The following is a 12,827-nucleotide window of genomic DNA, read 5'->3' on the forward strand; positions in this document are numbered from 1 at the left end:
CTGCACAGGGCTGGGTCCCCCGAGAGTTCCATCAGGTGGAGTCCCCTTACCGAGGGTGACCAAGCATGCACGAAAGCGTAATGCAGCGGATGTGGAACAGTGCCCATTTATCCGGTGGGAACGCTGCCTACGTCGAAGAGCTCTACGAGCTCTACCTGCACGACCCGAACGCTGTGCCAGAAGAGTGGCGCACATACTTCCAGAAGCTCCCCGCCGACGGCAATCCCGCTCCCGACGTCTCGCATTCCTCCATCCGTGATCATTTCGTGCTCCTGGCCAAGAACCAGCGCCGCGCCGCGCCCGTTTCCGCCGGCAGCGTAAGCACCGAGCACGAGAAGAAGCAGGTCGAAGTCCTGCGCCTGATCCTGGCGTACCGGCTGCGTGGGCATCAGGCCGCGAAGCTCGATCCGCTGGGCCTCTGGGTGCGTACCGCGCCTTCGGACCTGTCGCTGGATCACTACGGCCTGACCGCCGCCGACCTCGACACCACCTTCCGCACCGGTGAGCTCTACATCGGCAAGGAAGAGGCGACCCTGCGCGAGATCATCGACGCCCTGAAGCAGACCTACTGCAGCACCATCGGCGCCGAGTTCATGCACATCGTCGATTCCGAGCAGCGCCACTGGTTCGCCCAGCGCCTGGAAAGCGTGCGCGGTCGTCCGGCGTACTCCACCGAGGCGCGCGCCCACCTGCTGGAGCGCCTGACCGCGGCCGAGGGCCTGGAGAAGTACCTGGGCACCAAGTACCCGGGCACCAAGCGTTTCGGCCTGGAAGGCGGCGAGAGCCTGATCCCGATGGTCGACGAGATCATCCAGCGCTCCGGCTCCTACGGCGTCAAGGAAGTGGTCATCGGCATGGCCCACCGTGGCCGTCTGAACGTCCTGGTCAACACCCTCGGCAAGAACCCGCGCGACCTGTTCGACGAGTTCGAGGGCAAGAAGCTGGTCGAGCTGGGTTCCGGTGACGTGAAGTACCACCAGGGCTTCTCCTCCAACGTCATGACCCCGGGCGGCGAAGTCCACCTGGCGCTGGCGTTCAACCCCTCGCACCTGGAGATCGTCTCCCCGGTGGTCGAGGGCTCGGTACGCGCCCGCCAGGACCGTCGCAAGGACGGCAGCGGCGACAAGGTCGTGCCGATTTCCATCCACGGCGATGCCGCCTTCGCCGGGCAGGGCGTGGTCATGGAAACCTTCCAGATGTCCCAGACCCGTGCCTACAAGACCGGCGGCACCATCCACATCGTGATCAACAACCAGGTCGGCTTCACCACCAGCCGCCAGGACGACGCGCGCTCCACCGAGTACGCGACCGACGTTGCCAAGATGATCCAGGCGCCGATCTTCCACGTGAACGGCGACGACCCGGAAGCGGTGCTGTTCGTCACCCAACTGGCCGTCGACTACCGCATGCAGTTCAAGCGTGACGTGGTCATCGACCTGGTCTGCTACCGCCGCCGCGGCCACAACGAGGCCGACGAGCCGAGCGGCACCCAGCCGCTGATGTACCAGCAGATCGCCAAGCAGCGCACCACCCGCGACCTGTATGCCGACGAGCTGATCGCCGCCGGCGTGCAGACCGCCGAGCAGGCCCAGGAGAAGGTCGACGAATACCGCGACGCCCTGGACAACGGCCTGCACGTGGTGAAGAGCCTGGTCAAGGAGCCGAACAAGGAGCTGTTCGTCGACTGGCGTCCGTACGTCGGCCATGCCTGGACCGCGCGTCACGACACCCGCTTCGACCTGAAGACCCTGCAGGAGCTGTCCAACAAGCTGCTGGAGACTCCGGACGGCTTCGTCATGCAGCGCCAGGTGCAGAAGATCTACGAAGACCGCGCCAAGATGTCGGCCGGCGGCATGCCGATCAACTGGGGCTTCGCCGAGAACCTGGCCTACGCCACCCTGCTGTTCGAAGGCCACCCGGTGCGCATGACCGGTCAGGACGTCGGCCGCGGCACCTTCTCGCACCGCCACGCGGCGCTGCACAACCAGAAGGACGACTCGGTCTACATCCCCCTGGCCCACCTGTTCGACGGCCAGCCGCGCGTCAGCCTGTACGACTCCTTCCTCTCGGAAGAAGCGGTGCTGGCCTTCGAATACGGCTACGCCACCACCATGCCGAACGCGCTGGTGATCTGGGAAGCCCAGTTCGGCGACTTCGCCAACGGTGCGCAAGTGGTGATCGACCAGTTCATCACCAGCGGCGAGACCAAGTGGCAGCGCCTGTGCGGCCTGACCATGCTGCTGCCGCACGGCTACGAAGGCCAGGGCCCGGAGCACTCCTCCGCGCGTCTGGAGCGTTACCTGCAACTGTGCGCCGAGCAGAACATCCAGGTCTGCGTGCCGACCACCCCGGCGCAGGTCTACCACATGCTGCGCCGCCAGGTGATCCGTCCGCTGCGCAAGCCGCTGATCGTCATGACGCCGAAGTCGCTGCTGCGCCACAAGCTGGCCATCTCGACCCTGGAAGAGCTGGCCAACGGCTCGTTCCAGACCGTCATCAACGAGATCGACAGCCTGGATCCGAAGAAGGTCGACCGCATCGTCCTGTGCAGCGGCAAGGTGTACTACGACCTGCTGGAGAAGCGCCGCGCCGAAGGCCGCGAGAACATCGCGATCGTCCGCCTGGAACAGCTCTACCCGTTCCCGGAAGACGACCTGGCCGAGGTCCTGTCGCAGTACAAGAACCTCAAGCACATCGTCTGGTGCCAGGAAGAGCCGATGAACCAGGGTGCCTGGTACTGCTCGCAGCACCACATGCGCCGTGTCATCGCCGCGCACAAGAAGGGCCTCAACCTGGAATACGCCGGCCGCGACGGCTCGGCCGCCCCGGCTTGCGGCTACGCTTCGATGCACGCCGAGCAGCAGGAAAAACTGCTGCAAGACGCCTTCACTGTTTAACGCCAACGCGCAGTAGATACCGAATTTAAGGAAACACACAGAATGGCTATCGAAATCAAAGCCCCAACCTTCCCGGAATCGGTCGCCGACGGCACCGTCGCCACCTGGCACAAGAAGGTCGGTGAAGCCGTCAAGCGTGACGAACTGATCGTCGACATCGAGACCGACAAGGTGGTCATCGAGGTGCTGGCCGAGGCCGACGGCGTACTGGCCGAGATCGTCAAGAACGAAGGCGACACCGTCCTCTCCAACGAACTGCTCGGCAAGCTGAGCGAAGGCGGCGCCGCTGCCGCCGCTCCGGCCCCGGCCGCCGCCGCTCCGGCTGTTGCCCCGGCTGCCGCTGCCGCTCCGGCCGCCGCCGGCGAAGACGCCATCCTCTCGCCGGCCGCGCGCAAGCTGGCCGAAGAGAACGGCATCGACCCGAACAGCATCGCCGGCACCGGCAAGGGCGGTCGCGTGACCAAGGAAGACGTGGTCGCCGCCGTCGAGGCCAAGAAGAACGCCCCGGCAGCCGCTCCGGCCGCCGCCAAGCCGGCCGCTCCGGCCGCCGAGGCCCCGGTGTTCGCCGCCGGCGACCGCGTCGAGAAGCGCGTGCCGATGACCCGCCTGCGCGCCAAGGTCGCCGAGCGCCTGGTCGAAGCCCAGTCCTCCATGGCCATGCTGACTACCTTCAACGAAGTCAACATGAAGCCGATCATGGACCTGCGCAACAAGTACAAGGACCTGTTCGAGAAGAAGCACAACGGCGTGCGCCTGGGCTTCATGTCCTTCTTCGTCAAGGCCGCCACCGAAGCCCTGAAGCGCTTCCCCGGCGTCAACGCCTCGATCGACGGCAACGACATCGTCTACCACGGCTACCAGGACATCGGTGTCGCCGTGTCCAGCGACCGCGGCCTGGTGGTACCGGTACTGCGCAACGCCGAGTTCATGAGCCTGGCCGAGATCGAGAACGGCATCGCCACCTTCGGCAAGAAGGCCAAGGACGGCAAGCTGTCCATCGAAGACATGACCGGTGGTACTTTCACCATTTCCAACGGTGGCGTATTTGGTTCCCTCTTGTCGACTCCGATCGTCAACCCGCCGCAGACCGCCATCCTCGGCATGCACAAGATCCAGGAACGCCCGATGGCCGTTAACGGCCAGGTGGTGATCCTGCCGATGATGTACCTGGCGCTGTCCTACGACCACCGCATGATCGACGGCAAGGAAGCGGTGAGCTTCCTGGTCGCCATGAAGGACCTGCTGGAAGATCCGGCGCGTCTGCTGCTGGACGTCTGATTCGTCATTTCACCTGACGGCCCCGTACTACACGACGGCCCCGCGAGGGGCCGTCCGCTTCACCGGAATAAGGATTGAGATATGAGCCAGAAATTCGACGTGGTTGTGATTGGTGCCGGCCCCGGCGGCTACGTGGCTGCCATCCGTGCCGCCCAGCTCGGCCTGAAGACCGCCTGCATCGAGAAGTACATCGGCAAGGAGGGCAAGGTCGCCCTCGGCGGTACCTGCCTGAACGTAGGCTGCATTCCGTCCAAGGCGCTGCTGGACAGCTCCTACAAGTACCACGAGGCCAAGGAGGCTTTCGCCGTCCACGGTATCGAAGCCAAGGGCGTCACCATCGACGTACCGGCCATGGTCGCGCGCAAGGCCAACATCGTTAAGAACCTGACCGGCGGCATCGCCACCCTGTTCAAGGCCAACGGCGTCACCTCCTTCGAAGGCCACGGCAAGGTGCTGGCCAACAAGCAGGTCGAAATCACCGGCCTGGACGGCAAGGTGCAGGTCCTGGAAGCCGAGAACATCATCATCGCCTCCGGTTCCAAGCCGGTCGAGATCCCGCCGGCCCCGCTGACCGACGACATCATCGTCGACTCCACCGGCGCCCTGGAATTCCAGGCCGTGCCGAAGAAGCTGGGCGTGATCGGCGCCGGCGTCATCGGCCTGGAGCTGGGTTCGGTCTGGGCCCGCCTGGGTGCCGAAGTCACTGTCCTGGAAGCCCTGGACAAGTTCCTCCCGGCCGCCGACGAGCAGATCGCCAAGGAAGCCCTGAAGGTCCTGACCAAGCAAGGCCTGAACATCCGCCTGGGCGCCCGCGTCACCGGCACCGAGGTGAAGAAGAAGCAGGTCACCGTGACCTTCACCGACGCCAACGGCGAGCAGAAGGAAACCTTCGACAAGCTGATCGTGGCCGTGGGCCGCCGCCCGGTGACCACCGACCTGCTGGCCGCCGACAGCGGCGTGACCCTCGACGAGCGTGGCTTCATCTTCGTCGACGACCACTGCAAGACCAGCGTTCCGGGCGTGTTCGCCATCGGTGACGTGGTCCGCGGCGCCATGCTGGCGCACAAGGCCTCGGAAGAGGGCGTGATGGTCGCCGAGCGCATCGCCGGCCACAAGGCGCAGATGAACTACGACCTGATCCCGTCGGTCATCTACACCCACCCGGAAATCGCCTGGGTCGGCAAGACCGAGCAGCAGCTCAAGGGCGAAGGCGTCGAAGTCAACGTCGGCACCTTCCCGTTCGCCGCCAGCGGCCGCGCCATGGCTGCCAACGACACCACCGGCCTGGTCAAGGTCATCGCCGATGCCAAGACCGACCGCGTCCTGGGCGTCCACGTGATCGGCCCGAGCGCCGCCGAGCTGGTCCAGCAGGGCGCGATCGCCATGGAATTCGGCACCAGCGCCGAAGACCTGGGCATGATGGTCTTCTCCCACCCGACTCTGTCCGAGGCGCTGCACGAAGCGGCCCTGGCGGTGAATGGCCACGCCATCCACATCGCCAACCGCAAGAAGCGCTGAGGCGGTAGGACCACGGCGGGGCAGGGCGGCAGTCATTCGCGAGGGGCTGTCGTGACCACCCCGCCGGATTCCTGCGCCGCGGCGCGGGAATCACAGGTGGTGCGGCGCCACGAGCGCTGCGCCGAATGCGCAATACCCAAGACGAAAAACGGTAGACAAGCATGAATCTCCACGAGTATCAGGGTAAGCAGCTGTTCGCTGAGTACGGCCTGCCCGTATCCAAGGGCTTCGCCGTCGACACACCCGAAGAGGCCGCAGAAGCCTGTGAGAAAATCGGTGGCACCGAGTGGGTCGTGAAAGCCCAGGTGCACGCCGGTGGCCGCGGCAAGGCGGGCGGTGTGAAGCTGGTCAAGAGCAAGGAGGACGCCAAGGCGTTCGCCGCCAACTGGCTGGGCAAGCGTCTGGTGACCTACCAGACCGACGCCAATGGCCAGCCGGTCAGCAAGATCCTGGTGGAATCCTGCACCGACATCGACAAGGAGCTGTACCTCGGCGCCGTCGTCGACCGTTCCAGCCGCCGTATCGTCTTCATGGCCTCCACCGAAGGTGGCGTGGACATCGAGAAGGTCGCCCACGACACTCCCGAGAAGATCCTCAAGGCCACCATCGACCCGCTGGTCGGCGCCCAGCCGTTCCAGGGCCGCGAGCTGGCCTTCCAGCTGGGCCTGAAAGGCGACCAGATCAAGCAGTTCGTGCACATCTTCGTCGGCCTGGCCAAGCTGTTCCAGGACTACGACCTGGCCCTGCTCGAAGTCAACCCGCTGGTGATCAAGAAAGACGGCAACCTGCACTGCCTGGACGCCAAGATCAACATCGACTCCAACGCCCTGTACCGTCAGCCCAAGCTGCGCGCCATGCACGACCCGTCCCAGGACGACGCCCGTGAAGCCCATGCGCAGAAGTGGGAGCTGAACTACGTCGCGCTGGAAGGCAACATCGGCTGCATGGTCAACGGCGCAGGCCTGGCCATGGGCACCATGGACATCGTCAACCTGCACGGCGGCAAGCCGGCCAACTTCCTCGACGTTGGCGGCGGCGCGACCAAAGAGCGCGTGACCGAAGCGTTCAAGATCATCCTCTCCGACAGCAACGTCGCTGCCGTACTGGTGAACATCTTCGGCGGCATCGTCCGCTGCGACATGATCGCCGAAGGCATCATCGGTGCCGTTAAAGAAGTCGGCGTGAAGGTTCCGGTTGTCGTCCGTCTGGAAGGCAACAACGCCGAACTCGGCGCCAAGGTACTGGCCGAAAGCGGTCTGAACATCATCGCGGCGACCAGCCTGACCGACGCTGCCCAGCAAGTCGTCAAGGCCGCGGAGGGTAAGTAATGAGCATCCTGATCAACAAAGACACCAAGGTCATCTGCCAGGGCTTCACCGGCTCGCAGGGCACCTTCCACAGCGAACAGGCCATCGCCTACGGCACCAAGATGGTCGGCGGCGTGACCCCCGGCAAGGGCGGCACCACCCACCTGGGCCTGCCGGTGTTCGACACCGTCAAGCAAGCCGTCGAAGCCACCGGCGCCGAAGCCTCGGTGATCTACGTTCCGGCTCCGTTCTGCAAGGACTCGATCCTGGAAGCCGCCTTCGGTGGCATCAAGCTGATCGTCTGCATCACCGAAGGCATCCCGACCCTCGACATGCTGGACGCCAAGGTCAAGTGCGACGAGCTGGGCGTACGCCTGATCGGCCCGAACTGCCCGGGCGTGATCACCCCCGGCGAGTGCAAGATCGGCATCATGCCCGGTCACATCCACCTGCCGGGCAAAGTGGGCATCGTGTCGCGTTCCGGCACCCTGACCTACGAAGCCGTGAAGCAGACCACCGACGCCGGCTTCGGCCAGTCCACCTGCGTGGGCATCGGTGGCGACCCGATCCCGGGCTCCAACTTCATCGACATCCTGAAGCTGTTCCAGGAAGACCCGAAAACCGAAGCCATCGTCATGATCGGCGAGATCGGTGGTTCGGCTGAAGAAGAAGCCGCTGCCTACATCAAGGCCAACGTGACCAAGCCGGTGGTGTCCTACATCGCTGGCGTCACCGCACCGCCCGGCAAGCGCATGGGCCACGCCGGCGCCATCATCTCCGGTGGCAAGGGCACCGCGGACGAGAAGTTCGCCGCCCTGCAGGACGCCGGTGTGAAGACCGTGCGTTCCCTGGCCGACATCGGCAAGGCCCTGGCCGAGCTGACCGGCTGGGCGACCAAGTAAGCGTTTCGCTTATTGCTCGTCGCGAGAGGCCACCTTCGGGTGGCCTCTTGTTTTGGCGAGGCGTCGCAAGAAGTGTCGTTCAGGCGACACGCCCTTTCATCCCGCCGACGAGCTGACATACGTCAGTACAGTTCATCGGGATAGATCGTTAGGCTAGCAACTATCCCCAGCACTGCGTTCCCCACAAGGGAAGGCGTGCTAACCGCCAACTCCTACCCGGAGCGGCGGCTATTCCGGACCGTCATGGATGGCGGGACAACCAGAATGCAGGAGCAAAGGGGCCACGAGCCCATGGAAAACCTCTGCTATCGGACTTCCAAGAACAATCTCCCGTGCAGGTATGAACGCAGGCATCCCCGATGCGGCTGCGCCGTGCCCGTTCGGCTGTTGTGCCTTGGGAGGCCACGAAACCCGTTTAAGCACTGTGGTATTCCCCTAAATGAACGTCTTGAAAGGCCAGGACATCCTGGCGCTCGGCTTTATGACCTTCGCCCTGTTCGTCGGGGCCGGCAACATCATCTTCCCGCCCATCGTCGGCCTGCACTCCGGCCCGCACGTATGGATGGCGGCCCTCGGCTTCCTGATCACCGCGGTCGGCCTGCCGGTCATCACCGTGGTCGCCCTGGCCAAGGTCGGCGGCGCCATGGACACCCTGAGCCACCCCATCGGGCGCGTCGCCGGCGGCCTGCTGGCGGCGGTCTGCTACCTCTCCGTGGGCCCGCTGTTCGCCACCCCGCGCACCGCCACCGTGTCCTTCGAAGTCGGCCTGGCGCCGCTCACCGGCGACGGCCCGCTGCCGCTGTTCCTCTACAGCCTGGTGTACTTCGCCATCGTCCTGGTGATTTCCCTGTACCCCGGCAAGCTGCTGGACACCGTGGGCCGCTTCCTCGCCCCGCTGAAGATCATCGCCCTGGCCGCGCTGGGCATCGCCGCCTTCATGCTGCCGGCCGGGACCATCGGCCAGGCCGAACCGAGCTACGAGCACGCGGCCTTCTCCCAGGGCTTCATCAACGGCTACCTGACCATGGACACCCTGGGCGCCCTGGTCTTCGGCATCGTCATCGTCAACGCCATCCGCTCCCGCGGCGTGCAGTCGCCGCGCCTGATCACCCGCTACGCGGTGATCGCCGGGCTGATCGCCGGGGTAGGCCTGGCGCTGGTGTACATCAGCCTGTTCCGCCTGGGCTCGGGTAGCCACGACATCGCCGCCGGCGCAACCAACGGCGCGGCCGTGCTGCACGCCTACGTACAGCACACCTTCGGCTCCCTGGGCAGCGGCTTCCTCGCCGTGCTCATCGCCCTGGCCTGCCTGGTCACCGCCGTGGGCCTGACCTGCGCCTGCGCCGAATACTTCTGCCGCATCCTGCCGCTGTCCTACCGCAGCCTGGTGGTGATCCTGGCCGGCTTCTCGCTGCTGGTGTCCAACCTCGGCCTGACCAAGCTGATCCAGTTCTCGGTGCCGGTGCTGACCGCCATCTACCCGCCGTGCATCGTGCTGGTGGCGCTGAGCTTCTGCGCCGGCCTGTGGAAGTCGCAGACGCGCATAGTTGCGCCGGTGATGGCGGTGTCGCTGGCGTTCGGCATGGTCGACGCGCTCAAGGGCGCCGGCTTCGCCGTGCCGGAATGGCTGGCCCATCTGCCGCTGTCCGAGCAGGGCCTGGCCTGGCTGATCCCCTCGGTGGCCATGCTCGCCGTGATGGTGGTGATCGACCGCCTGCTCGGCGAACCGAGCGAAGCCGTGGCCTGACCGGGCCCGCCGCAATGAGAAAGGCCGCCCACGAGGCGGCCTTTTTCGTTGCGCTGTCTTGCCGACTGCTTTTCGTAGGATGGGTTGAGCCTGCGATACCCATCGGGCCATGGTGATGGGTATCGCTTCGCTCAACGCCATCCTACGGGACGTCGTGTTTATCTGTGGGGCGGGAGCGTAGGGCGCATAACCGTCCGCGATTCGGCGGATAACGCCGTAGGCGTTATGCGCCCTACGGGTCCTCACATTGTCGAGGAGGGGACCGTCATATGTACTCCACCGAGAACTCCAGCTTCGCCGTGACGCGGCCGCTTACGGTGCCCGTGGTCCCGGCGCGGTAGTAATGGGCGTGGTAGTCGAAGGTCATGACCGAGTCGGCCACCTGCGGGGAGTTGTTTTCGTTGGTCATCAGGTCGATGGTGGCGTAGGTGCCGTTGCGCAGCTGGATTTCGATGTCCGAGTTGCCGTCGCCGCTCTGGTTCCGGAGGTTGCCGGTCGCGGGGTTCACCCCGGTGGAGGCGAACTTGGGGCGGACCCAGGCCGGCGCGCCGCTTTCACCGCAGCCGGTGAGGGTGATGGTGAACGGCGTGTCGCCGGCGAAATCCCCGGCGTTCTGCAGCTTTTCCCAGCCGACCGGCTTCAAGGTCACGGCGCCATGTTCGCCCTGGCCGTTGACGGCGACGGCGCAGGTGGAAGGGGTGATGTATCCGTCGAAGCCCACCGAGCCTGCGGCGGCTTGGGCGTTGCTGGCCAGTAGGGTTGTGGACAGGGCGAAGGCAAAGGCAATTGTTTTCATTTTGGTCCAACTACAAGTGAGGGATGTCGGGTTTGTGCGCTTGCTCACGACTCACTGGGCGATCTGCACAGATGCGCCGGCAATGCCGTGATGGCCGCCGCGATTCTAGGACAGGGCTTTTGAGGGAAAGGCTCGTTTGCTTGTAGGAATTGCCTTCGGTTTGGGGCGGTCAAGTGTCCCGATGGGGGAGGTGACGCAGCTTCGTGTCTTCCCGCCGACATCCGGCGTCTATCTGCCGCGTTCTCCCTCAATCACCCGATCAACAGGCCCGGCCCGCCGACAGGGCCCGCCAAGGAAGCCCATGACCGACGTCGTCGACCTCTTCGATATCCAGTACCTGTGGAACCTGCTGGCCATGCTCTGGTTCGCCTTCTGCTGGGTCGGCTATGCCCGCTACGCCAGCCACAGGGCCCGCGACACCGCGTGCCTGGCCAGCGTGCTGCACCTCTACCGCAAGGACTGGATGCGCCGCCTGCTGCTGCGCGACAACCGCGTGGCCGATGCCAGCGTGATCGGCAACCTGGAGCGCAACGCCTCGTTCTTCGCCTCCAGCACCCTGATCATCCTGGCCGGCATCCTCACCCTGCTGGGCTCGGCCGAGCGCACCGTGTCGGTGCTGGCCGACCTGCCTTTCGTGGCCTCGCCGACCCGCGGGCTGTCGGAGTTGAAGCTGCTGTGCCTGGCGGTGGTGTTCGTGTATGCCTTCTTCACCTTCAGCTGGTGCATGCGCCAGTACAACTTCGCCGCGGTGCTGGTGGGCTCGGCGCCGATGATCGGCGAGCGCCACGTCGGCGAGCAGGAGCGCAACGCCTTCGCCGAACGCGCCGCGCGGGTGGTGTCCATGGCCGCGCACCAGTTCAACCAGGGCCTGCGTTCCTACTACTTCGGCCTGGCCATGCTGGCCTGGTTCATCAACCCGTGGATCTTCATGCTGGTCACCGCCGGGGTGGTCGGGGTGCTGTACCAGCGCGAGTTCCACTCCGACGTGCTCAAGGTGATGGTGTTCACCCCCACGCCCCACGCGGAGCCGGCGAAAGAGCCGGAGTGAAGAAACGACAAGGCCCGCGAATGCGGGCCTTGTGCGTTGTACGGGGAGCGGGCGGTTACTTCTGCTCCTCGTTGGACGGCGCCGGCGCGGTGTCCGGAGCCGGGGTGGTCGGCGCCGGAGCGGCTTCGTTGGCCGGCGGCGTGGTCGGCGCGGGGGTCGCCGGCTGCTCGGTGCTCGGTGCGGCCGGCGGGGCCTTGGGCTCTTCTTTCTTGTCGCAACCGGCCAGAGTCAGGCCTGCAACCAGCATCAGAGCGAAGGGAAGGGTTTTTTTCATCGTGGAGCCTCCATGTGCGGCGTTCCTGGTGTTAGCCCTTTGAGCTGAGGCCCGCCTCAGAAGTTCAACGCAAGTTTGCGCCGACGCTACGATTATTCACTGCAGGGCCCGTTGGCGGCGGAGTATCATGCGCTTTCGAGCAGCCCGGGGCCCCGATCCGCATGAGTGAAATGTCCATTCTAGAGCGTGCGCAGCGCTTCCTCGCCGTCCTGCGCCATTGCCAGGTGCTGGGCATCGCGGCCCATGCCGCGGACGAAAAGGGTTTGACCCTGCGCCTGCCTTATAGCGAAGCGATCGTTGGCAATCCGGAAACCGGGGTGATCCACGGCGGCGCCATCACCACCCTGATGGACACCACCTGCGGCATCTCCACCATCTGCGTGCTGCCGCAGTTCGAGATCTGCCCGACCCTCGACCTGCGCATCGACTACATGCACCCGGCCGAGCCGCACAAGGACATCTTCGGTTTCGCCGAGTGCTACCGGGTGACGCCCACCGTCATCTTCACACGCGGCATCGCCTACCAGGACGACCCCGAGCAGCCCATCGCCCACGTGGTCGGCACCTTCATGCGCCTGGGCAAGGGCGCCAAGGGGGAGGGCGCATGAGCACGCCGGACATCGAGCAGCTGCTGCGGCAGATGCACCAGGACAACGACTTCAGCCCGCTGCTGGACATGATCCCCTACGCCCGGCTGATCGGCATCCGCTGCCTGCGCCTGGGCGAGGAGGTGATCTTCCACCTGCCGGCCAGCCGCGACAACATCGGCAACCCGACGCTGCCGGCGCTGCACGGCGGGGTGATCGCCGGCTTCATGGAGCACGCGGCCATGCTGCACCTGCTGATGCTCATGGGCGTGCCGCACCTGCCGAAGATCATCGACTTCTCCGTCGACTACCTGCGCGCCGGGCACTTCCGCGACACCTACGCCCAGTGCCAGGTGTGGCGCCAGGGCCGGCGCGTGGCCAACGTCGCCATCACCGCCTGGCAGACCAGCCGCGCCGAGCCGATCGCCACCGCGCGGGCGCATTTCAAGGTCGACGGCGCCTGAGGCCGGGGG

11 protein-coding genes are annotated in these 12,827 nt (G+C 65.5%); 9 read left to right on the forward strand and 2 right to left on the reverse strand.

The annotated features are described in order from the left end of the window. Positions 1-65 precede the first annotated feature (65 nt). The 6 genes from RN02_RS20235 (at position 66) to brnQ (ending at position 9,649) form a co-directional block, all read left to right on the forward strand. The gene (locus RN02_RS20235; RefSeq protein ID WP_009619378.1) at positions 66-2,897 is read left to right on the forward strand and encodes a 2-oxoglutarate dehydrogenase E1 component; all 2,832 of its coding nucleotides are present in this window, start codon (positions 66-68) and stop codon (positions 2,895-2,897) included. A gap of 42 nt (positions 2,898-2,939) precedes the next feature. After that, positions 2,940-4,175 carry a 2-oxoglutarate dehydrogenase complex dihydrolipoyllysine-residue succinyltransferase gene (odhB, locus tag RN02_RS20240; protein WP_043316226.1) on the forward strand — a complete coding sequence of 412 codons (1,236 nt, stop codon included), beginning with the start codon at positions 2,940-2,942 and terminating at the stop codon, positions 4,173-4,175. An 81-nt stretch (positions 4,176-4,256) separates the two neighbouring features. After that, on the forward strand, positions 4,257-5,693 hold the full coding sequence (gene lpdA, locus RN02_RS20245) for a dihydrolipoyl dehydrogenase (RefSeq protein WP_043266726.1): 1,437 nt from the start codon (positions 4,257-4,259) through the stop codon (positions 5,691-5,693). A 161-nt stretch (positions 5,694-5,854) separates the two neighbouring features. Then, complete coding sequence (gene sucC / locus RN02_RS20250; RefSeq protein ID WP_009619383.1) at positions 5,855-7,021, forward strand: ADP-forming succinate--CoA ligase subunit beta; 1,167 nt, start codon at positions 5,855-5,857, stop codon at positions 7,019-7,021. Next, complete coding sequence (gene sucD / locus RN02_RS20255) at positions 7,021-7,902, forward strand: succinate--CoA ligase subunit alpha (RefSeq protein ID WP_009619384.1); 882 nt, start codon at positions 7,021-7,023, stop codon at positions 7,900-7,902. Before sucC ends, sucD begins: the two co-directional genes overlap by 1 nt. A 439-nt stretch (positions 7,903-8,341) precedes the next feature. Beyond that, positions 8,342-9,649: a branched-chain amino acid transport system II carrier protein gene (brnQ, locus tag RN02_RS20260; protein ID WP_009619386.1), complete on the forward strand. Its 1,308-nt coding sequence runs from the start codon at positions 8,342-8,344 to the stop codon at positions 9,647-9,649. Positions 9,650-9,914: 265 nt separating this feature from the next. Here the strand turns inward: brnQ and RN02_RS20265 are convergent, their stop codons facing one another. Beyond that, positions 9,915-10,445 (reverse strand): fimbrial protein, encoded by a 531-nt coding sequence (locus RN02_RS20265; protein WP_009619388.1) that lies wholly within the window; start codon positions 10,443-10,445, stop codon positions 9,915-9,917. A 301-nt stretch (positions 10,446-10,746) separates the two neighbouring features. Between RN02_RS20265 and RN02_RS20270 the strand changes: the two genes are divergently transcribed. Next, positions 10,747-11,493, forward strand: a complete 747-nt coding sequence (locus RN02_RS20270; RefSeq protein ID WP_009619389.1) for a DUF599 domain-containing protein — start codon at positions 10,747-10,749, stop codon at positions 11,491-11,493. Positions 11,494-11,548: 55 nt separating this feature from the next. Here RN02_RS20270 and RN02_RS20275 read toward each other — a convergent pair whose 3' ends face one another. Next, complete coding sequence (locus RN02_RS20275; RefSeq protein WP_009619390.1) at positions 11,549-11,767, reverse strand: hypothetical protein; 219 nt, start codon at positions 11,765-11,767, stop codon at positions 11,549-11,551. Between the two features lie 161 nt (positions 11,768-11,928). Here RN02_RS20275 and RN02_RS20280 point away from each other — a divergent pair, with 161 nt between their 5' ends. Beyond that, positions 11,929-12,375, forward strand: a complete 447-nt coding sequence (locus RN02_RS20280; protein WP_043316228.1) for a PaaI family thioesterase — start codon at positions 11,929-11,931, stop codon at positions 12,373-12,375. Continuing rightward, positions 12,372-12,818: a PaaI family thioesterase gene (locus tag RN02_RS20285; RefSeq protein WP_043266720.1), complete on the forward strand. Its 447-nt coding sequence runs from the start codon at positions 12,372-12,374 to the stop codon at positions 12,816-12,818. The genes RN02_RS20280 and RN02_RS20285 overlap by 4 nt, the downstream gene beginning before the upstream one ends. Positions 12,819-12,827 lie beyond the last annotated feature (9 nt).

Origin of the sequence: Pseudomonas sp. PI1 (assembly GCF_000812405.1) — a bacterium.
Taxonomy (GTDB): Bacteria; Pseudomonadota; Gammaproteobacteria; order Pseudomonadales; family Pseudomonadaceae; genus Pseudomonas; species Pseudomonas citronellolis.

What these genes read in the sequence shown, in the direction of transcription:
- RN02_RS20235 (WP_009619378.1), top strand. Translation starts at nt 66, where the DNA reads ATGCACGAAAGCGTAATGCAGCGGATGTGGAACAGTGCCCATTTATCC.
- odhB (WP_043316226.1), top strand. Translation starts at nt 2,940, where the DNA reads ATGGCTATCGAAATCAAAGCCCCAACCTTCCCGGAATCGGTCGCCGAC.
- lpdA (WP_043266726.1), top strand. Translation starts at nt 4,257, where the DNA reads ATGAGCCAGAAATTCGACGTGGTTGTGATTGGTGCCGGCCCCGGCGGC.
- sucC (WP_009619383.1), top strand. Translation starts at nt 5,855, where the DNA reads ATGAATCTCCACGAGTATCAGGGTAAGCAGCTGTTCGCTGAGTACGGC.
- sucD (WP_009619384.1), top strand. Translation starts at nt 7,021, where the DNA reads ATGAGCATCCTGATCAACAAAGACACCAAGGTCATCTGCCAGGGCTTC.
- brnQ (WP_009619386.1), top strand. Translation starts at nt 8,342, where the DNA reads ATGAACGTCTTGAAAGGCCAGGACATCCTGGCGCTCGGCTTTATGACC.
- RN02_RS20265 (WP_009619388.1), bottom strand. Translation starts at nt 10,445, where the DNA reads ATGAAAACAATTGCCTTTGCCTTCGCCCTGTCCACAACCCTACTGGCC.
- RN02_RS20270 (WP_009619389.1), top strand. Translation starts at nt 10,747, where the DNA reads ATGACCGACGTCGTCGACCTCTTCGATATCCAGTACCTGTGGAACCTG.
- RN02_RS20275 (WP_009619390.1), bottom strand. Translation starts at nt 11,767, where the DNA reads ATGAAAAAAACCCTTCCCTTCGCTCTGATGCTGGTTGCAGGCCTGACT.
- RN02_RS20280 (WP_043316228.1), top strand. Translation starts at nt 11,929, where the DNA reads ATGAGTGAAATGTCCATTCTAGAGCGTGCGCAGCGCTTCCTCGCCGTC.
- RN02_RS20285 (WP_043266720.1), top strand. Translation starts at nt 12,372, where the DNA reads ATGAGCACGCCGGACATCGAGCAGCTGCTGCGGCAGATGCACCAGGAC.